This window comes from Rhodococcus sp. BP-160, from assembly GCF_019836205.1.
In the GTDB taxonomy this organism is placed as follows: Bacteria; Actinomycetota; Actinomycetes; order Mycobacteriales; family Mycobacteriaceae; genus Rhodococcoides.
Map to the genome: position 1 here is coordinate 25510 of NZ_JABUEK010000004.1, position 19161 is coordinate 44670.

The window sequence follows — 19161 nt, forward strand, 5'->3', positions numbered from 1 at the left end:
AGCACCCCGACCGCGGTCACCGGTGGGTCCGACGGGAGCGCTTCAGCGAGGGCTCGGACTCCCTCCGTACAGTGGGGCTGCCTCGAGTAGGCGGCCACTCATCTCCTCGATCGAAAGAGCGCTCCGACCATGCCAAGCGGTTCCGACAAGAAGTCAGCCAAGGCCATCAAGGTTGCCAGCAAGACCGGCACCCGGAACAAGGGTGGTGTCCCCTCCAGCGTGGGATCGGGCAAGCGGCGCCAGATCCCGTGGCTGACGGTGGCGGCATCCGTCGTGGTCATCGCGCTGATCGGCGCCCTGGCCTGGAACCTGGTGCCCAAGTACCAGGACCGCGCCGAGGCGCAGCGCTTCGCTCCCACCGAGGAGAACCAGGACCCGTCGACCGGCATCGACGGCGTGGTCACGCAGGACTATCCCGCTGCGCTGCACGTCACCGGCTCGCAGCGTGTCGCCTACGACCAGTCGCCGCCGTTCGGTGGCCCGCACGACCAGGTGTGGGCCAACTGCATGGGCACGGTCTACCCGGACGGCCTGCGCACCGAGAACGCCGTGCACTCGCTCGAGCACGGCGCCGTCTGGATCGCCTACAACCCGGACGACCTGAGCGAGGACCAGATCTCGACGCTGGCCGCCAAGGTCGAGAACCAGCAGTACATGCTCATGTCCGCCTACCCCGGACTCGACTCCCCGATCTCCCTGCAGTCGTGGGGCCACCAGCTCAAGCTGGACAGTGTCGACGACCCCCGGATCGACCACTTCATCGCCGCACTCCGCCTGAACCGCTACGCCTACCCCGAGGTCGGCGCGAGCTGCTCCACGACGCCGGAGACCTTCGACCAGGACAGCCCGCCGCCGTTCGACGGCAGTGCACCGGGCCCCGACGCGGTGCCGATGAGCGGCGAGGGCCTGACCCCCGACGCCTCCGAGACGGGTGCGGGTCAGCTCCCGGGCGGGCTGGGCCTGCCCACCGACGGCCTGCCCACCGACGGCGCGGCAGTGCCCACACCGTGAGCGTGACGACGGAGGAGCGGCCCACGGCGCAGCGGAGTCAGCGATCGGCTCTGCTGGTCCTGGGTGCGGTGGCCCTGCTCGTCATCGGGTTCGCCGTCGGCTTCCTCGCGCAGACCCCGTTGCGGGACGATCCGGCACCCACACCGGGCGCCGATTCGGTCGACGTCGGGTTCTCGCAGGACATGACCGTGCATCACAACCAGGCGATCGAGATGGCGACCATCGCGCTCAGTGGCGCCTCCGATCCGCTGGTCAAGAATCTCGCGTACGACATCCTCACGACCCAGCAGAACCAGGCCGGGCAGATGCAGGGCTGGCTGGCGCTCTGGGACGCCGCTCCGTTGCCGACGGGCGGCTACATGGGCTGGATGACGGAGGACGGCGGACACTCCATGTCCGGCTCGTCGATGTCGTCCATGTCCGGGTCCGGTTCGTCCACCGGTCCCGTGCAGACCATGCCGGGTATGGCGAGCACGCAGGACATGACGGCGCTGCGCGCCGCCACCGGTCCGGCACTGGACGTGCTGTTCCTCCAGTTGATGCTGCGCCACCACGAGGGTGGTCTGCCGATGATGGAGTACGGCGCGGTGCACGCGGAGACGCCCGCGGTGCGCAATCTCGCGCAGACGATGGTGAACACCCAGACCTCGGAGGCTCAGCTGATGACGCAGATGCTCACCGAGAAGGGTGCTGCTCCGCTCTGATCGCGTGATGCGCTACTGTTGGCACCGCCCGAAACGGCACATCGGAGTTCGCTCCGGTGCGCCCCCGTAGCTCAGGGGATAGAGCGTCCGCCTCCGGAGCGGAAGGCCGCAGGTTCGAATCCTGCCGGGGGCACCCATCACTCGCCCGGTGCGAGCACCGTCAGTCGTTCGCCAGGAGCGCCGTCATCACGGCGTCGGCCGTCAGCCGGGCCGTCGGTTTCCTCGCAGGCGCCAGGTCGTGTCCCGCAGCCTCGATCGTCACGATGGTCACCGCTCCCCCGATCCGCGCCGTGTGCTCGCGCAGCTCGTCGCCGGTGGCGAACGGGTCCCGCGAGCCGTGCACGATCACGGTCGGCGCGGCGATGCCCGGGAAGTGCTCGGTCCGCAGGGTGTCCGGCTTCGTCGGCGGGTGCAGCGGATAGGACAGTGCGAGAAGAGCGTCCGCGATGTCGGGGTCCTCGGCGAGGAGCATCGAGGCCTGACGGCCGCCGTACGAGTGACCCCCGACGATCACCGGTCCCCGCGCATCCAGCGCCCGCACCGCGGCGGCGATACCGGCACGATCCGCGGCGGCGCCCGCTCGGTTCGGAGGGCCCTTGGGCCGAGCCTGACGAAACGGGAGATCGATCCGCGCCGTCAGTACCCCACGGTCCGCGAGCTCGTTGGCGACGGCCACCAGAATCGCTGCGTCGCAGTTGCTTCCCGCACCGTGGGCGAGCACGGCCGTCGCGACGGGTGCGCCGGCAGGTTCGTGGACGACGCCGTGGATCCCGTCGGCTCGCCACTCCCGCACCGTTCCCTCCGTCATGCCGCGACCGTAACGCAGAACGGGCACCGACCACAGTGGTCGATGCCCGTTCTTCTCGTGCGTCCGGTGTCAGGGAACCTGAGTGAGCCCCACCGTCGGGAAGAACGCGCAGGTCTTGCCGTCGTGCGAGACCTGGCCGAAGATCGCCGACAGCACGGTGCCCGAGCCCGTGGCGACGGGTGCCAGGCGGACACCGGCGTTGGGGAACTTCGAGAGGTTGTTCGTCAGCAGGTCGCGTCCGATGGAACGGAACGGCTCACCCAGTGGCTCGATGATCTCCGCGAGGACGATGTCGGTGAGACCACCCATGTCGGCGAAGCCACCCTTCAGCGTGTTGACGTTGAACCACGCCACCTGCATGCCGGACTTGTTCGCACCGTCGTTCACGATGCCGCCGGGCGCCGGAACAAAGGCGTACAGCGTCTCGCCCGGATCGGCGATCGTGGTGTCGATCCCGGGCAGTGTCGGAATGGTGACACCCGGCACCTTCGGCGTGTACGGGCCGGGAGCCGAACCGGCGACCGCGGGCACGATGCCGAGCGGCGCACCCGGGAGCGCGGAGCAGTTGATCGCGGCCGTCGGGTAGAAGAACGGCGTGAGACCGAAGCCGCCGAGCAGTCCGTTCGCAGCGTCCAGCAGCGCCAGCGGGTTCGTACCGGCGGGCTCCGCGACATCGACCGACGGTGCGGCACCCAGCACGGCGCGCGCCGCCTCGAGGGCGACGTCCCCCGGCGCAGCGGATCCCTCGAGAGTGGCCAGCGCCTGCTGGAACGGGTCCGGAGCGGGTGCCGGATCGGCAGAGGCGACGGCCGGCAGCGCGAGCGCTCCGGCGCAGGCGATGGCCAGGGCGGCCACCGTTCGACGAGGCCGACGGAATGTACGCATGCATGCTCCTGAATGGCTCGGGGTCGACGATCTCGGGATCGAGATGCGCGTGCGGTCCCGTGGGAACCGTGTGGTCCGATTCGATCACGGGTTTCGTCAGGTCACGGTCGTCGAGACTGCATTGATACCAAAGTGTCGCATGATGCAGATGTGACGGATGTGGCGATCGACTCGGTCGCGCGCCGAGTCGATCCACCGTGCGAACGTGGGAAGATCGACCCATGTCGTCAGCGCCGAAGCTTCCGCTGGACCCCATCGCGGAAGCTCACCGTCAGTGGATCCGCCACGGATGGTCGGATGCCGCCGACGGCATGGCCGCGGTCACGTCCATCATGCGCGTCCAGCAGATCATGATGGCGCGCGTCGAAGAGGTCCTCAAACCCACGGGGCTGACCTTCGCTCGCTACGAGTTGCTCACCCTTCTCACCTTCACGAAGACCGGCGCCCTGCCGATGGCGAAAGCCAGCGCACGCCTGCAGGTCCATCCCACCTCGGTGACCAACGCCGTCGACAGGTTGGAGAAGGCGGACCTGGTCACGCGGGTACCGCACCCCACGGATCGCCGCACCACACTCGTCGAGATCACCGAGGCGGGACGGCAATTGGCGGTCAAGGCGACGGAAGATCTCAACGACCGCGTGTTCAGGCTCCCCGGAGTCGCGGGTGCGGATCTGGACAGACTGGTGTCCATCCTCGCAGGGGTCCGGCGGCGCGCCGGGGACTTCGACGACGAGGACACGTCCGGCTGGTGACAGCAGAGATCCGGTGCCACTCCCCTCGCTCGGGCGAGGAGCGTCGCACCGGATCTCGGTACGGCCGGATCAGCGGTGGCGGAACACCGGCTGACGCTTCTCGGTGAAGGCGGTCATGCCCTCGGTCTGATCGTCGGTGGCGAACGTCGAGTGGAACAAGCGACGTTCGAACCGAACACCCTCCGCCAGAGTCGATTCGAACGCCCGATTCACGGCTTCCTTCGCCATGACAGCGATGGGCAGCGACTTCGCGGCGATCGTCTCGGCCGTCTCCAGCGCATCGGCGAGCAGATCGGCCGCCGGCACGATCCGCGACACGAGCCCTGCTCGCTCCGCCTCCTCGGCGCCCATCTTGCGGCCGGTCAGACACATCTCCATGGCCTTGGCCTTGCCGACGGCACGGGTCAACCGTTGGGAGCCACCGATTCCGGGGATCACCCCCAGAGCGATCTCCGGTTGGCCGAACTGAGCCGTGTCCGCTGCGATCAAGATGTCGCACATCATGGCCAGCTCGCAACCCCCACCGAGGGCGTAACCCGCCACGGCGGCGATGGTCGGTGTGCGCACTGCGGCGAACGCGTCCCACTCGGAGAAGAAGTCCTGCGTGTAGACCTCCATGTAGGTCTTGGACTGCATCTCCTTGATGTCGGCACCGGCCGCGAACGCCTTCTCGGAACCGGTCACCACGATCGCCCCGATCGCCGGATCACGATCGAACGCCACGGCAGCCTCGACCACCTCGGTCATCAGCTGAGAGTTCAACGCGTTCAGCGCCTTCGGCCGGTTCAGCGTGATGACGCCGACGCGGCCCCTGGTCTCGACCGTGATCGTCTCGAATTGCTGCGTCTCCACTTTCGGCGTCCCGATGTCGCTCACGCGGTACCGCCCGAACGCTCACGGATGTCCTGCACGATGCCGGAGAAGTCCCTGTCGCCGTGCTCGGCGGCGTACGCCTCGTACATCGCCGAGGCCAGCATGCCCAGCTGCGCCTCGACACCGTTGGCGCGCACGGCCTCCGACACGAGACCCAGATCCTTGCGCATCAACGCGGCGGCGAATCCCGGCGTGTAGTCGTTGTTCGCGGGACTCGTCGGCACCGGCCCCGGAACGGGACAGTTGGTGGTCAACGCCCAGCACTGTCCCGATGCCGTGCTGGCGACGTCGAACAGTGCCTGATTGGTCAGCCCCAGCTTCTCCCCGAGCACGAAGGCCTCGCTGACGGCGATCATGGAGACCCCGAGAATCATGTTGTTGCACAGCTTGGCCGCCTGGCCGTTGCCGCTCTGTCCGCAGTGCACGATCTTGCGACCCATGATCTCGAGCAGCGGATTCGCCTCGGCGACGGCAGCGTCGTCGCCCCCGACCATGAACGTCAGCGTGCCCGCGGTGGCTCCACCGACGCCGCCCGAGACGGGAGCGTCGACGGCGCGGTGGCCCGCGGCCCGCGCGACGTCGGCCGCCGTTCGGGCATCGGCCACGTCGATGGTCGAGGAGTCGATGAACAGCGTGCCGGCGCCGGCAGCGGGGACGACGTCGGCATAGCAGTCGAGGACGTGCTTGCCACTGGGCAGCATCGTCACCACCACCGAGGCACCCGCCACGGCGTCGGCGGCCGACTCGGCGACCGTGATGCCCTTCTCCCGCGCCTGGTCGAGCGAGGCGGGAACGAGGTCGAAGCCTCGGACGTCGTGGCCGGCCGCGGCGAGGTTGGCCGCCATCGGCCCGCCCATGTGCCCCAGCCCCAGGAAGGCGATCACGGTGCTCACGATTGTGGTCCTTTCGAGACGGAGTCCGCCGCAGCGGACGTCAGACCCAACTCGGCGTCGCCGAGCGGTGCGAAGAAACGATCGACGTCGGAGGTGGTGACGTCGTCGAGGTGGGCAGGCGTCCAACGCGGTCGACGATCCTTGTCCACCACCTGCGCGCGGATGCCCTCGACGAGGTCGGGGCTGTCCAGGCAGGCGATGGACACGCGGTACTCGTCGTCGAGGACCTCGTCCAGCGACGACGCCGCGGCCGCGCGGCGCAGTGAGCGGAGCGTGACCGCCACCGACGTGGGGGACTTCGCCTCGATCGCGTCGGCGGCAGCGACGGCCTCGTCGCGGCCGTCGGCACGTAACCGCGCGACGATGCTCGCCGCGTCGTCGCCCGTGTAGGCCGCGTCGATCCACTCACGCTGCGCCGCCAGAGCCGACTCGGGAACGGGCGAGACGAGCGACAGGGCGGTGTCGACGGTGCCCGTGTGCAGGGCCTCGACGAACGCCGGCAGATCCTCGGTGGGCACGAAGTGGTCGGCGAATCCGGCAGCGACGGCGTCGCCCGCCGTCATGCGCGCGGTGGTCAACGCGAGGTGGGTGCCGATCTCGCCGGGCGTCCGGGCGAGGAGATACGTCCCGCCGACGTCCGGAACGAAGCCGATGCCGACCTCGGGCATCGCGACCTTCGACTTCTCCGTCACGATACGGACCGTCGCGTGAGCGGAGATACCCACTCCGCCGCCCATCACCGCACCGTCCATCAGAGCGACGATCGGCTTGCCGTACCGGTTGATCCGCGAGTTCATGACGTACTCGTCCCGCCAGAACTTCGCGGTGGCGGACCCCGTCGGCCAGTTCTCGCCCGCCTTCGCCTTCGCGTCGTCGTGGATCGCGACGATGTCGCCGCCGGCGCACAGACCACGCTCACCGTTGCCGGTGATCAGCACGGCGCGCACCGACGGGTCGTCCTCCCACCGCACGAGAGCCGCGTCGATGTCGCGCACCATCGCGTGGCTGAGCGCGTTGATCGCGCGCGGCCGGTTCAGGGTGACCGTGGCGACCCCGCGGTCGACCGTCAGCAGGACGTCGGAGTTCTCCGCGGCGGTGTCGCTCACGCGGCACCCACCACCGATCGGGCGATGACGATTCGCATGACCTCGTTCGTTCCTTCCAGGATCTGGTGCACTCGGAGATCGCGGACGATCTTCTCCAGACCGTACTCACTGAGATAGCCGTAGCCACCGAGCAACTGGAGCGCGTCGTTGGCCACGGTGAACCCCACGTCGGTGGTGAACTTCTTCGCCATCGCACACAGCTGCACCTTGTCGGGAGCATCGGCGTCGAGAGCACTCGCGGCCCGCAGGAGCAGGACCCGGGCCGCCTCGAGATCTGTCCGCATGTCGGCCAGGCGGAACTGCAGTGCCTGCGCGTCGAGCAGCCGTGATCCGAACGCACGACGGTCGGCGAGGTAGGACACCGCGGCGTCGAACGCCGCCGTCGCGCCGCCCAGCGAGCAGGCCGCGATATTGATGCGACCGCCGTTGAGGCCGTTCATCGCGATGCGGAACCCGTTGCCCTCGCCGCCGAGCAGATTCTCGGCCGGCACCGTGACGTCCTCCAGGATCACCTGGCGGGTGGGCTGCGCGTTCCAGCCCATCTTGGCCTCGTTGGCGCCGAACGACAGTCCCGGCGTGTCCTTCTCGACGACGAACGCGGAGATGCCGGACGGGCCGGGCCCGCCGGTGCGTGCCATGACGACGTAGACGGCGGACTCGCCGGCACCCGAGATGAACTGCTTCACGCCGTTCAGGACGTAGGTGTCCCCGTCGCGCACCGCCTTGGTCGACAGCGCGGCCGCGTCGGATCCGGCGCCCGGTTCGGTGAGGCAGTAGCTGCCCAGGGTCTCCATCGAGCACAGAGCCGGAAGCCACTGTCGCCGTTGATCGTCGGAGCCGTAGGTGTCGATCATCCACGCCACCATGTTGTGGATCGACAGGTACGCGGCGATCGACGGATCACCTGCGGCGAGCTTCTCGAAGATCCGCACGGCGTCGACGCGGCGCAGACCGGAGCCGCCGACGTCCTCGGCGATGTAGATCCCGCCCATACCGAGTGCGGCGGCCTTGCGCAGGACGTCGACCGGGAAGTGCTTGGTCCGGTCCCACTCCACGGCGTTCGGAGCGAGGAACTCCGCGGCGAAATCCGCTGCCGTCTCGCTGATCGCGCGCTCGTCCTCGTCGAGCGCGAAGATGTCCGCCACCGTCAGTCCATCGTCGGGATGACGAAGTGGTTCTGCGCCACAGCTTCCTTGCGGCCGCTGGGCCACCGCTGGGTGACCGTCTTGGTCTTGGTGTAGAACCGCACCGAATCCGGGCCGTGCTGATTGAGGTCGCCGAATCCGGACCGCTTCCAGCCACCGAAGGTGTGGTACGCGATCGGCACCGGAATGGGAACGTTGACGCCGACCATGCCGACGTTCACCCGCGCGGTGAAGTCGCGCGCCGTGTCACCGTCGCGCGTGAAGATCGCGACACCGTTGCCGTACTCGTGAGCCGACGGCAGGCGCAGCGCCTCCTCGTAGTCGGCCGCACGCACGATCTGCAGCACCGGTCCGAAGATCTCCTCCTTGTAGATGCGCATGTCCGTCGTCACCTTGTCGAACAGCGTTGCGCCGGTGAAGAACCCGTTCTCGTGGCCGGCAAGGGAGAAGCCTCGGCCGTCGACCACCAGGTCCGCACCCTCGTCGACACCGATCTGCACGTAGTCCGTGACGCGCTGGACGGCCTCGGCCGTGATGAGCGGTCCGAAGTCGCTGCCCGCATCGTCGCTGCGTCCGACGCTGAGCTTCTCGACGCGCTCGACCAGCTTGGCGCGCAGGGCCTCCGCGGTCTCCTCGCCGACGGGCACGGCCACGGAGATGGCCATGCAGCGCTCACCCGCACTGCCGTAGCCGGCACCGATCAGCGCATCGGCCACCTCGTCGAGGTCGGCGTCGGGCATGACGATGGCATGGTTCTTCGCACCGCCGAAGCACTGGGCGCGCTTGCCGTGCGCCGCCGCCGTCTCGTAGATGTACTGGGCGATGGGCGTGGAGCCGACGAAGCCCACCGCGCTGACGCGGGGGTCGGTCAGGATCGCGTCGACTGCTTCCTTGTCACCGTTGACGACGTTGAAGATTCCGGGAGGGCCACCGGCTTCGAGGAAGAGTTCGGCCAACCGCAGCGGCACGGAGGGGTCCCGCTCGGACGGCTTGAGGATGAACGCGTTGCCGCAGGCGATGGCGGGCGCGGCCTTCCACAGCGGGATCATCGCGGGGAAGTTGAACGGGGTGATACCGGAGACGACACCGAGAGGCTGACGCATCGAGTACACGTCGATACCCGTTCCGGCACTCGCCGTGAACTCACCCTTGAGCAGATGCGGGATGCCGGTGGCGAACTCGACGACCTCGAGTCCGCGCTGGATGTCGCCCTTGGCATCGGCCACGGTCTTGCCGTGCTCGGACGAGAGCAACTGGGCGAGCGGCTCCATGTTCTCGTTGATCAGGGCCAGGAAGCGCATCAGGACACGGGCACGCTTCTGCGGGTTCTGCAGCGCCCACTCGACCTGCGCCTCCTCGGCGTTCGCCACGGCCGCCTCGACCTCCGCCGTACTGGCGAGCGGAACGCGGGCCTGCACCTCGCCGGTGTTCGGGTCGAAGACGTCGGCGAAACGGCCCGACTCCCCCGCTACGTGCTGTCCACCGATGTAGTGCGTCAGTTCTCGGGTCACGGATCCACCTTCGTCGTCGTTGAGTGAGGTGATCCTATAGTCGGACGTCCATGTATGTCCAGGATCACGCCCCGCCCATCCGCCGATAGAGCGCATCGAGCTCCGCCATCGCGGACCGCACCCCGCGCTCGTCGACGTCCGCAGTCCGCAACGCGATGCGCAGCAACGACGCCTCGAGATCGTCCGACGCCGGCGAGAACAGCGGGTCCGGCAGCGCGGGCAGCGTCGTCGCGTCACCGAAGTGATCGTCCGGATCGACCGTCGCCTCCGCGTCCTCGACGAACCCGACCAGGGCATCGAGGTCGACTCCGCGCAGCGCCAGCAGGCGGGTCGGGTCCTCGTCGATCCGCTCCGCGGCGAGATACGTCAGCGCCGCGGCGTGCTTGCAGGGCCACCCGCTGTCGGGGCAGGTGCAGTCGAAATCGAGCTGCGACGCACTCGACAGCAGCAGCCGCGGCCCCAGCGCCCGCGGAACCGAGCCGGAGGCGAGCTCGGTCAGCATGCCGGGCGACTCCTGTACGTCGGACATCAGCGCGTCCATGTCGAACGGATCCAGGACAGCGATGCTCACGGACGCCGAGAACGGCTCCACCTGACTGCCCTGGACGTCGCCGTCGATCCGCCCCGGTCGGAGTTCGAGGGAGATCACCTGCCCGCCGCGGGCGTACGTCCGTCCGCGCGAGAGCCGCCCGGCGTCGGCGATCGACTCGATGGTCTCCACGAACTGCTTGCCCCACCACGTGCGACCGAAGGCGCCCCGAGAGGTCTTCGCCGCGATGCCGTCCGGGATCCGCCGCCGGGGGCCGAACTGGTCGAACTGCGCCATCAGTCGCCCACCGCGTCCTCGGAGAGCGTGAGCAGATCGCGCAACTCCCCCGTCGACAACTCGGTGATCCAACTCTCGCCGGAGCCCACCGCAAGATCGGCCAGATCCTTCTTCGTGGTGAGCATGGTGTCGATGCGCTCCTCCACAGTGCCGACGCACAACAACTTGCGCACCTGGACGTCCTTGCGCTGGCCGATGCGGAACGCGCGATCCGTCGCCTGGTTCTCCACCGCCGGATTCCACCACCGGTCCAGGTGCACCACGTGATTGGCGGCCGTCAGGTTGAGGCCGGTGCCACCCGCCTTGAGCGAGAGCACCATGATCGGAGGACCGCCGGCGGACTGGAACTCCTCGACCATCGCGTCCCGTCGGCCCTTGCTCACACCACCGTGCAGGAACGGGACGGGAACGCCGAACCGGCGTTCGAGGTACGGCGCCACCATCGATCCGAACGCCGTGAACTGAGTGAACAACAACGCCTTCTCGCCGTCGCCGAGGACCGAGTCGAGGATGTCGTCCACGAGTGCGAGCTTGCCGGAGCGGTGTTTGCCACGACGCAACACCGTCGACCCGTCGTCGAGGAAGTGCGCCGGGTGGTTGCACACCTGCTTGAGCCGGGTCAGCGCGCCGAGCACCGCACCCTTGCGCGCCATGCCCTCGCTCTCGGCGATCTGTCGCATCATCTCGTCGACGACGGCCTGGTACAGGCTCGCCTGCTCGGCGGTGAGGTTCGAGCGCACGGTCATCTCGAACTTGTCGGGCAGATCCGCGATGACCGTCTTGTCGGTCTTCACCCGCCGCAGAACGAACGGTGACGTGAGGGAGCGCAACCTGGCCACGGCGGTCTCCTCCTTCTCGCGTTCGATCGGGATCGCGAAGCGTGCCCGGAACGTGGCCGGGGTGCCCAGGATGCCGGGGTTGCAGAAGTCGAAGATCGACCGGAGCTCGTCCAACCGGTTCTCCACGGGCGTGCCCGTCAGCGCGATCCGGTGCGCCGCGGGAATCGCCCGCGCCGCGCGGGCCTGCGCCGTGCTGCTGTTCTTGACGTGCTGGGCCTCGTCGAGCACCACCCGTCGCCAGGTCTGCGCCGACAGTTCGCCCACGTCGCGGGCCAACAATGCGTACGTCGTGACCACCAGATCGTGCGAGCGCACCGCAGCCGTCAGGTCGTCCCCCGTCGCGCGATCCGGCCCGTGGTGCACCAGCACGCGCAGGGTCGGCACGAACCTCGCCGCCTCGCGCTGCCAGTTGCCCACCACCGACATGGGCGCGACGAGCAACGTCGGTGTCACCGATCGCTCGTGCGCCAGGAGAACCAGCAGCTGCAGCGTCTTCCCCAACCCCATGTCGTCGGCCAGTACCGCCCCGAGGCCGGCCGAACTCATGAAGGCGAGCCACTCCACACCGCGCTGCTGATACGGCCGCAGCGTCGCGTGCACCGAGTCGGGCACCTCCACCGGTTCCGGCCGGCGGTCCGGGTCGAGCAACTTCTGCGCCCAGCCGGTGGCCTCGATCCGCTCGACGGGAACCGGCGGCGGCTTCTCGGCGGACAACTGCCCCAGCACGTCGGCGAGCGGCAGGGCGCGGTCCCGGTTCTGCTTCTTCACGTACTCGATCGCGCGGCTCAGGGCGGTTCCGTCGGCCTGCACCCAGGTGCCGCGCAGTCGCACCAGGTCGCCCTTCGTCGACGCGAGCCGGGCCATCTCCTCCGGCGTCAGTTCCATGTCGCCGATGGCCAGTTGCCAGTCGTACGAGACGATCTCGTCCAACCCCACCGCCCGGTTCTCCGCGGTGGGCGACGGCGGCGAGTCGACCTTCAGCCGCAACGACGCGTCGAGGCGACTCCACGCCCGCGGAAGCAGCACCCCGACCGACACGGCACGCAGCTTCTCGACCCCGTGCAGCACGAAGTCGGTCACCGCCGCCGTGGGCAGCAGCATGTCGAGCGAGCCGGTGTCCGTCGCCATCGAGCGCAGCGGCTCGTACGCGGCCATCGCCTCGCCGAGCTTCGCCACCGCGACCCGGAACAGTTCCGCGTCGCGCACACCCGGCGCTCCGCCACCGTGTGCACCGGGCGCGCCGCCGCGGTGCACCACCACCGGCGTCGGCGCCTCACCGTCCGGACGCAGCAACACCTCGAGCGGCCACAACGGCTCCCCGGTCTCCTCGTCGTCGTCCGGTTCGGTGAGCCGCAGGACCAGCTCGGGCTCGTCGCCGCGCAGGCTCGCCCGCCACTGCTCCAGTGCCGCCTCGGAGCGAGCCGATCCCTCCTGGTACGGCTCCTCCTCGACGAGGGACCACAAGAGCGGATGCTCGACTCCGGGGCGTCCGATGACGCGGCGCACGATCGGATCCGTCACCTCGGCGAGCAGGTCGTCGAGGACGGCGCGCGCACCGCCCTCCGCACTCTGCACCGGCGGCATCGCGGCCGCCAGTTCCGCGCGCCACGCGCGCTGTGGCTCCCCTCCGACCAGTCGCCACCGCAGCCACCACTGCGACTCGAACCGCACCTGCACCGGGACCACCCGCGCGGCACGGACCCACCGCTCCACCCCGGCCACCACGAGGGCGAGATAGCGCAGATCACCGGAGATCGCGGGGTGGCGGGGCGGAACGCGCAACAGCAGTTCCGCTGCGTCCGCCGGCGCCAGCGCGATCGACGGCATCGACACCGCCACGTGTCCGCGCGGCGTCGGCAGGGTGACGTCGGCACGGTGCCGCATCCGTCGGGACATCACCTTGGCCAGGTGAGGCGGGAGCTCCGGCGTGTCGGCCGAGTGACGGTCGCCGCTCGGGGCGTCGTCGTCCTCCCACAACATCAGGCCTCGACCGGGGGTCCAGAGGCCGTGGAGCATGGTGCCATCCAATCACTGCGAGGCCTGTGCAGAACGTCCCGCGTCCTGTCGGACCCACCCGGCATACTCGCTCCTCGTGACCTTCTCCTCGACCCGGCCGACGCGGCGTCTCGCGTCCGCGCTCGTCGCCGCGATGGTCCTGGCTGTCCTCACCGGCTGCTCGACGCTGCTGGGCGCGCCCACTCCCGCACCGGGCAGTCCCCCCGCGACGACGATCGAGTCACTGCTCGCGCAGGTCGCCGTCGTGGACTCCCGGCCCGACGTGCCGGGGTACGAGCGCAGTTGCAAGGCCGGGGACGGATGCGTGTTCGGTCCCGCCTGGACCGACGACTACGACGGTCCGGGCGGACACGACGGCTGCGGCACCCGCGACAACGTGCTGCAGCTCGCGCTCACAGACGTGCAGTTCCGGCCGGGAACCAACGACTGCGTCGTCGTGGCGGGATCGTTGAACGATCCGTTCACGGGATCGGTGCTGCCGTTCAGCAAGCAGAGCGCAGGCGACGTGCAGATCGACCACACCTACCCGCTGGCGGCGGCGTGGGACATGGGCGCCTGGCAGTGGCCGCTCGATCAGCGCATCCGTTTCGCCAACGACATCACGTACAACCTCATGGCCGTCTCGGGTGCGGAGAACCAGTCGAAGAGCGACAAGACCCCCTCGGACTGGATGCCTCCCAACGGCGCGTACCACTGCTACTACGCGGGGCGGTTCCTCACGGTGGCCGTCCGGTACGGGCTTCCCGTCACGGTGGCCGACCGGGACGTGCTGACCACGGTGTCGAACTCCTGCCCCTGACTCCGTCCGAACCCGAGCCGTCGCCGGAACCGTTACGCTGCCCGTCATGTCGCGTGTGTTCACCAAAGACACCCAGCTCTGCATGTCGTTGTCCGGGCGGCCCAGCAACATCGGGACCCGGTTCCACAACTACCTCTACGACGAGCTGGATCTGAACTTCGTCTACAAGGCGTTCACCACCACCGACCTCCCCGCGGCCGTCGCCGGAATCCGTGCGCTCGGAATCCGCGGCTGCGGAGTGTCCATGCCGTTCAAGGAGGCCTGCATCGAGCACGTCGACGTCATGCACGACTCGGCGTCCGCGATCGACTCGGTGAACACCATCGTCAACGAGGACGGCGTGCTGCACGCCTACAACACGGACTACCAGGCCGTCGCGGACCTCGTCCGGGAGGCCGGTCTCGACCCGTCGTGGTCGGTCGCGGTCACGGGCAGTGGCGGCATGGCCAAGGCCGTCGTCGCCGCGCTGCGGGACACGGGCTTCACCACGGGAACTGTCGTGGCGCGCAACGAGAGAACCGGACCGGCTCTCGCCGAGAAGTACGGCTACGGCTGGTCGGCCACCGCCGACGACGTCTCGGCCGACGTCCTCGTCAACGTGACACCCGTCGGGATGGCCGGCGGTCCGGACTCCGACGCGCTGCCGTTCGCCACCGAGCAGATCGCCGCCGCTCGCGCCGTCGTCGACGTGGTCGCGGTGCCGTCAGAGACACCGCTGATCGTCGCGGCGCGCGCCGCCGGAAAGCCCGTGATCACCGGTGCGCAGGTGGTGGCACTGCAGGCCGCGGAGCAATTCGCGCTGTACACCGGCGTGCGCCTGCGCACCGAGCAGATCCAGCGGGCCTCCGAGTTCAGTCGGCGCTGAGGTCGTTCGACCAGCCGACTACTCACGGAACATTCTGGCGGTGACCTCGAGGGCGGCGCGACGTGGGAGCAACCGCACACCGGCCGACTGCAGCTTGTTGTTCACTCCGGACACCACCGAGGCCGGGGGCCGCTTGGCCGCGAGCGCCGCGAACGTCGTGTCCATGACCTGTTCCGACGTCTGCATCTTCCCGAACGCGGCGTCCTTGCTGCCGAGCACCTCGAAGAACTCGGTCTCGGTGGGACCCGGCGAGACCGCCATGACGGTGACACCGGTCCCGCGAGTCTCGACGGCCAGCGCCTCGGTGAAGCTGAGCACGAACGCTTTGCTCGCCGCGTAGACGGCCATTCCCGGGAGCGGTTGGTACGCCGCCGTGCTCGCGAGCGTGACCAGCACACCCGCGCCGTGCTCGATCATGCCCGGCAGGAACGCACGCGAGAGATCGACGACAGCAGCGATGTTCACGGCGATCTCGTTGCCGAGCGTCACCGGATCCTCCTCGACGAACGGCTGGTGCGTCCCGAATCCCGCATTGTTGATCAGCGAGTGCACCGTGATGCCGCGGTGACCGAGAGTCGCCTTCAGCGCCGATCCCGCACCGGGCACGGCGAGGTCCGCGGCGATCGGGGTGGCGGTGACACCGTGCCGGGAGGAGATCTCCGCCGCCAGCTCCTCGAGGCGATCGAGTCGCCGCGCGACGAGCACGACGTCGCACCCGAGGGACGCGAAGCGTCGTGCGAAATCGGCACCCAGGCCCGAGCTCGCGCCGGTGACGAGGACGGTGGATCCGCGGAGACGCGTACGCAGTGTCGACATGGTCATCCGCTCACTGTAGGGACCGGACGTCCGACGATCAGAAGTGCTGCCATGTGGGTTTCTCCGACAACGCGTACCGGTAGTAGTCACTCGACCCCAGCGCCGACGCCGCGCCCTCGTCGACGACCACGGTCACGTGCGGATGCATCTGGATCACCGACGCCGGACAGGACGCGGCCAGCGGCCCCTCCACCGACGCGGCGAGAGCGTCCGCCTTCCCTTCGCCGAGTGCGACGAGGACCAGATGGCGGGCCTCGAGAATCGTGCCCAGACCCTGGGTCACCACGTGATGCGGTACCTCGTCGGCGGAGTGGAAGAAGCGTGCGTTGTCCTCCCGCGTGCGGCGCGTGAGGGTCTTGACCCGCGTGCGGGAGACGAGCGACGACCCCGGTTCGTTGAAGCCGATGTGGCCGTCGGACCCGATGCCCAACAGTTGCACGTCCACACCGCCCGACGCGGCGATCGCGGCGTCGTAGCGAGCGCACTCGGCCGCGACGTCCGCCGCCTCGCCGTTCGGACCGTCGATGGCATCCGGGTCGATGTCGATCTCCGCAGCGAACTCCGTGGCGATCACCGAACGGTACGACTGCGGATGGGCGGCCGGCAGACCCACGTACTCGTCGAGGAGGAACGCCCGGCAGGACGCGAACGACAACGCCTCCTCGCGATGCCGCCGACCGAGCTCCCGGTACGTCCCCAACGGGGTGGACCCCGTCGCCACGCCCAGCACCGCGGCACCCTGCCGAACCCTGCGTTCGACGATGTCCGCCACGGTGCGGTGCACCGCCGCTGCGTCGTCACGGATGACGATCTCCATCCGGCACACCCACTTCCACTCGTCCGCGCCTCACGACGCTCGTCACGGTCAGATCGGCATCGGTGATCACGATGTCCGCGCGCATCCCGGCCGCCAGGCGCCCCACCGTGTCCTGCAGGCCGAGGAACCGAGCCGGTGTGGTCGCCCCCATGCGCACCGCCGACACCAGGTCGACTCCCGACTCGGCCACCGCCCGTCGCACGATGTCGAGGACTGTCGACGTTCCGCCCGCGATGGCTCCCGGCTCGTCGCCGTCCTGCGTCAGGCGCGCCACCCCGTCCGCGACCGTCACGTCGAGCGAGCCCAATCGGTAAGGGCCGTCGCTCATCCCGGCCGCGGCCATGGCGTCGGAGACGAACACGATGCCGTCGGGTCCGACGAGGTCGACCACCATGGCGACCGTCCAGGAATCGAGATGCACTCCGTCACCGATGAGTTCGAGCACCATCTCGCCGCGTCCCGCCGCCGCGAGACACGCGGCCACCGGTCCGGGCGACCGATGGTGCAGCGGCGGCATCCCGTTGAACAGATGGGTGGCGCTCACCGGCCCGGTCAGCCGCGCCAGCGCTGCCGTGACCGTGGCCGCATCGGCGTCGGTGTGGCCCACGCTCGGACGGATGTCGTTCTCGGCCATCACCCGAGCGAGGGCGTCCAGGTTCGCGGTCTCCGGTGCCAGCGTCATCGACCGCACGGCTCCCCCGCCGGCCGTCACCACGGCCTCGAGAAGACGCGGATCACCCGGAACGATCGCCGCCGGATCCTGTGCACCGCAACGGCTACGGGCGAGGAACGGCCCCTCGAGATGAACGCCCGCGATGTCGCCGCGGCGCCACAGATTCGCCAGCAGTGTCGTCCTGTCGACGAGCACCTCGCGCGGGGCGGACACGAGGGAGGCCAGCATGGTCGTCGTCCCGCTGCGCACGTGATGCGCGACAGCGGCATCGACGGCGTCGGCCGTGGCATCGGGAAAGCCTGCTCCCCCGCCGCCGTGGCAGTGCACGTCCACCATGCCCGGCAGAATCGTCGAGGACGACGGCGGGACGGCGATGTCCGTCCGCCCGCGGGCCGGGCCCACCCGGACGATCCGATCGTCCTCGAACTCCACCACCCCGTCCTCGAGCACGCCGTCCACCAGGACGACGCGCCCGCGGAGGAGGGTCACGCCGAGCCGCCGCCGGCCGGCTTGTCCGTCGGCGCGGTCGTGGCGTCCGTCGATGCGGTGGTGGCCGCCGGTGCGCCGGTGGTCACCGCCGCGTCGTCGAGGGTCACGTCGTCCTCACGTCCGGGCGTGCGCAGGTTCCACCGCTTGATGACGAAGCTGAACAGCACGTAGTAGATGACGGCGTAGACCAGGCCGATCGGGATGAGAAGCCATGCCTTGGTGGCGATGCCGTAGTTCAGCAGGTAGTCGATACCGCCCGCGGAGAAGAAGAAGCCGTCGTGGATGCCCAGTGCGTTGGTCAACGCCATCGAGGTACCGGTCAGCACCGCGTGCACGATGTAGAGCGGCCAGGCGACGAACATGAACGAGTACTCGAGCGGCTCGGTGATACCGGTGACGAAGGCCGTGAGACCGGTCGAGAGCATGATGCCGCCGACGAGCTTCTTCTGCGACGGCTTCGCGTTGCGGTAGATCGCGAAGGCAGCGGCGGGCAGCGCGAACATCATGATCGGGAAGAAGCCGGTCATGAACACTCCGGCGCTCGGGTCCCCGGCGAAGAAGCGGTTGAGGTCGCCTCGGACGATCTGGCCGCTCGCGTCCGTGTAGTCACCGACGAGGAACCACACGACGGAGTTGAGGATGTGGTGCAGGCCGGTCGGGATGAGCATGCGATTGGCGAAACCGTAGATACCGCTGCCCACGACGGAGTGATCGGCGACGGTGGTGCCCACCCAGTTCAGGGCGCTGTAGAACAGCGGGTACACGAAGGACATCAGGACGCCGACCACGAGACCGGTGATCGCCGTCAGGATCGGGACGAGGCGTCGGCCGCTGAAGAAGCCCAGGTAGTCGGGCAGCTTCTGACGGTAGAAGCGTTGCCAGAGAACGGCGGAGAGCAGACCGATGATGATGCCGGCCAGCACGCCGTAGTCGATGACGGCAGGGTCGCCGTTCGCGTCGACCTCGCCGTCGAGCACCACCGGCGACATGGCCGTGAAGACGCCGTCGACCACCATGTAACCGACCACCGCGGCCAACGCGGTGGAGCCGTCCGACTTCTTCGCCCAGCCGATCGCGATGCCGACTGCGAAGATGAGGGGAAGCCACGTGAAGACCGACTGCCCCGCGGCCGAGATCACCGATGCGGTGGTCTCGAGCGGGGTGAAGCGTCCGAGCAGATCGGGCTGGCCGATGCGGAGCAGGATGCCTGCGGCGGGGAGCACTGCGATGGGCAGCATGAGACTGCGCCCGAATCGCTGCAACCCGGCGAGTGCGCGGGAGTCCTTCTTCTCGGTGGGCGTCTGTGGTGCGGTGTTCCCGGTGGCAGTCGTGC

Annotated in this window: 18 protein-coding genes and 1 tRNA gene; 6 read left to right on the plus strand and 13 right to left on the minus strand. The window is 69.0% G+C overall.

The window, feature by feature from the left end; genetic code table 11:
• The first annotated feature begins 129 nt into the window (after positions 1-129).
• The 3 genes from HQ306_RS16390 (at position 130) to HQ306_RS16400 (ending at position 1848) form a co-directional block, all read left to right on the plus strand.
• Positions 130-1011 carry a DUF3105 domain-containing protein gene (locus HQ306_RS16390; RefSeq protein WP_222632727.1) on the plus strand — a complete coding sequence of 294 codons (882 nt, stop codon included), beginning with the start codon at positions 130-132 and terminating at the stop codon, positions 1009-1011.
• A 2-nt stretch (positions 1012-1013) separates the two neighbouring features.
• Positions 1014-1715 (plus strand): DUF305 domain-containing protein, encoded by a 702-nt coding sequence (locus tag HQ306_RS16395; protein WP_027507234.1) that lies wholly within the window; start codon positions 1014-1016, stop codon positions 1713-1715.
• Positions 1716-1775: 60 nt separating this feature from the next.
• Positions 1776-1848, plus strand: a tRNA-Arg gene (locus HQ306_RS16400).
• A 27-nt stretch (positions 1849-1875) separates the two neighbouring features.
• Here the strand turns inward: HQ306_RS16400 and HQ306_RS16405 are convergent.
• Both HQ306_RS16405 and HQ306_RS16410 read right to left on the minus strand, forming a co-directional pair.
• Positions 1876-2523, minus strand: coding sequence for an alpha/beta family hydrolase (locus tag HQ306_RS16405; RefSeq protein ID WP_222632729.1), 648 nt, complete (start codon positions 2521-2523; stop codon positions 1876-1878).
• 69 nt (positions 2524-2592) lie between these two features.
• Entirely contained in the window at positions 2593-3408 is an 816-nt protein-coding gene (locus HQ306_RS16410) for a hypothetical protein (RefSeq protein ID WP_222632731.1), read from the minus strand.
• A 221-nt stretch (positions 3409-3629) separates the two neighbouring features.
• Here HQ306_RS16410 and HQ306_RS16415 point away from each other — a divergent pair, with 221 nt between their 5' ends.
• Positions 3630-4160 carry a MarR family winged helix-turn-helix transcriptional regulator gene (locus tag HQ306_RS16415; protein WP_222632732.1) on the plus strand — a complete coding sequence of 177 codons (531 nt, stop codon included), beginning with the start codon at positions 3630-3632 and terminating at the stop codon, positions 4158-4160.
• Between the two features lie 69 nt (positions 4161-4229).
• On the opposite strand, the gene HQ306_RS16420 is transcribed toward HQ306_RS16415, so the two are convergent.
• The 7 genes from HQ306_RS16420 to HQ306_RS16450 form a co-directional block, all read right to left on the minus strand.
• On the minus strand, positions 4230-5027 hold the full coding sequence (locus tag HQ306_RS16420) for an enoyl-CoA hydratase (RefSeq protein WP_308115462.1): 798 nt from the start codon (positions 5025-5027) through the stop codon (positions 4230-4232).
• A 5-nt stretch (positions 5028-5032) separates the two neighbouring features.
• Positions 5033-5926, minus strand: a complete 894-nt coding sequence (gene mmsB / locus HQ306_RS16425; RefSeq protein WP_056448476.1) for a 3-hydroxyisobutyrate dehydrogenase — start codon at positions 5924-5926, stop codon at positions 5033-5035.
• Positions 5923-7032, minus strand: coding sequence for an enoyl-CoA hydratase/isomerase family protein (locus HQ306_RS16430; RefSeq protein WP_222632733.1), 1110 nt, complete (start codon positions 7030-7032; stop codon positions 5923-5925). Before HQ306_RS16430 ends, mmsB begins: the two co-directional genes overlap by 4 nt.
• The gene (locus HQ306_RS16435) at positions 7029-8168 is read right to left on the minus strand and encodes an acyl-CoA dehydrogenase family protein (protein WP_027507241.1); all 1140 of its coding nucleotides are present in this window, start codon (positions 8166-8168) and stop codon (positions 7029-7031) included. The genes HQ306_RS16430 and HQ306_RS16435 overlap by 4 nt, the downstream gene beginning before the upstream one ends.
• Before the next feature lie 11 nt (positions 8169-8179).
• The gene (locus HQ306_RS16440) at positions 8180-9688 is read right to left on the minus strand and encodes a CoA-acylating methylmalonate-semialdehyde dehydrogenase (RefSeq protein WP_027507242.1); all 1509 of its coding nucleotides are present in this window, start codon (positions 9686-9688) and stop codon (positions 8180-8182) included.
• Positions 9689-9752: 64 nt separating this feature from the next.
• A complete protein-coding gene (locus HQ306_RS16445; RefSeq protein WP_037187418.1) occupies positions 9753-10514 on the minus strand; it encodes an SWIM zinc finger family protein in 762 nt (253 codons plus the stop codon).
• A complete protein-coding gene (locus HQ306_RS16450; protein WP_222632734.1) occupies positions 10514-13369 on the minus strand; it encodes a DEAD/DEAH box helicase in 2856 nt (951 codons plus the stop codon). The genes HQ306_RS16445 and HQ306_RS16450 overlap by 1 nt, the downstream gene beginning before the upstream one ends.
• Positions 13370-13502: 133 nt before the next feature.
• Here HQ306_RS16450 and HQ306_RS16455 point away from each other — a divergent pair, with 133 nt between their 5' ends.
• Entirely contained in the window at positions 13503-14168 is a 666-nt protein-coding gene (locus HQ306_RS16455) for an HNH endonuclease family protein (protein ID WP_056448586.1), read from the plus strand.
• A gap of 46 nt (positions 14169-14214) precedes the next feature.
• Positions 14215-15033 (plus strand): shikimate 5-dehydrogenase, encoded by an 819-nt coding sequence (locus HQ306_RS16460; RefSeq protein ID WP_027507246.1) that lies wholly within the window; start codon positions 14215-14217, stop codon positions 15031-15033.
• Positions 15034-15051: 18 nt separating this feature from the next.
• On the opposite strand, the gene HQ306_RS16465 is transcribed toward HQ306_RS16460, so the two are convergent.
• Genes HQ306_RS16465 through HQ306_RS16480 form a run of 4 tightly spaced genes read right to left on the minus strand, consistent with a single transcriptional unit; the run spans position 15052 to position 19066 of the window.
• Positions 15052-15855: an SDR family oxidoreductase gene (locus HQ306_RS16465; protein WP_261770152.1), complete on the minus strand. Its 804-nt coding sequence runs from the start codon at positions 15853-15855 to the stop codon at positions 15052-15054.
• A 31-nt stretch (positions 15856-15886) separates the two neighbouring features.
• Positions 15887-16666 (minus strand): glucosamine-6-phosphate deaminase, encoded by a 780-nt coding sequence (gene nagB, locus HQ306_RS16470; RefSeq protein ID WP_222632735.1) that lies wholly within the window; start codon positions 16664-16666, stop codon positions 15887-15889.
• The gene (locus HQ306_RS16475; protein ID WP_308115441.1) at positions 16647-17828 is read right to left on the minus strand and encodes an amidohydrolase family protein; all 1182 of its coding nucleotides are present in this window, start codon (positions 17826-17828) and stop codon (positions 16647-16649) included. The genes nagB and HQ306_RS16475 overlap by 20 nt, the downstream gene beginning before the upstream one ends.
• Positions 17825-19066: a PTS transporter subunit EIIC gene (locus tag HQ306_RS16480; protein WP_374197685.1), complete on the minus strand. Its 1242-nt coding sequence runs from the start codon at positions 19064-19066 to the stop codon at positions 17825-17827. Before HQ306_RS16480 ends, HQ306_RS16475 begins: the two co-directional genes overlap by 4 nt.
• Between the last annotated feature and the right edge of the window lie 95 nt (positions 19067-19161).

What these genes read in the sequence shown, in the direction of transcription:
- HQ306_RS16390 (WP_222632727.1), top strand. Translation starts at nt 130, where the DNA reads ATGCCAAGCGGTTCCGACAAGAAGTCAGCCAAGGCCATCAAGGTTGCC.
- HQ306_RS16405 (WP_222632729.1), bottom strand. Translation starts at nt 2,523, where the DNA reads ATGACGGAGGGAACGGTGCGGGAGTGGCGAGCCGACGGGATCCACGGC.
- HQ306_RS16410 (WP_222632731.1), bottom strand. Translation starts at nt 3,408, where the DNA reads ATGCGTACATTCCGTCGGCCTCGTCGAACGGTGGCCGCCCTGGCCATC.
- HQ306_RS16415 (WP_222632732.1), top strand. Translation starts at nt 3,630, where the DNA reads ATGTCGTCAGCGCCGAAGCTTCCGCTGGACCCCATCGCGGAAGCTCAC.
- HQ306_RS16445 (WP_037187418.1), bottom strand. Translation starts at nt 10,514, where the DNA reads ATGGCGCAGTTCGACCAGTTCGGCCCCCGGCGGCGGATCCCGGACGGC.
- HQ306_RS16450 (WP_222632734.1), bottom strand. Translation starts at nt 13,369, where the DNA reads ATGCTCCACGGCCTCTGGACCCCCGGTCGAGGCCTGATGTTGTGGGAG.
- HQ306_RS16455 (WP_056448586.1), top strand. Translation starts at nt 13,503, where the DNA reads ATGGTCCTGGCTGTCCTCACCGGCTGCTCGACGCTGCTGGGCGCGCCC.
- HQ306_RS16460 (WP_027507246.1), top strand. Translation starts at nt 14,215, where the DNA reads ATGTCGCGTGTGTTCACCAAAGACACCCAGCTCTGCATGTCGTTGTCC.
- HQ306_RS16465 (WP_261770152.1), bottom strand. Translation starts at nt 15,855, where the DNA reads ATGACCATGTCGACACTGCGTACGCGTCTCCGCGGATCCACCGTCCTC.
- nagB (WP_222632735.1), bottom strand. Translation starts at nt 16,666, where the DNA reads ATGGAGATCGTCATCCGTGACGACGCAGCGGCGGTGCACCGCACCGTG.
- HQ306_RS16480 (WP_374197685.1), bottom strand. Translation starts at nt 19,066, where the DNA reads ATGCTGCCCATCGCAGTGCTCCCCGCCGCAGGCATCCTGCTCCGCATC.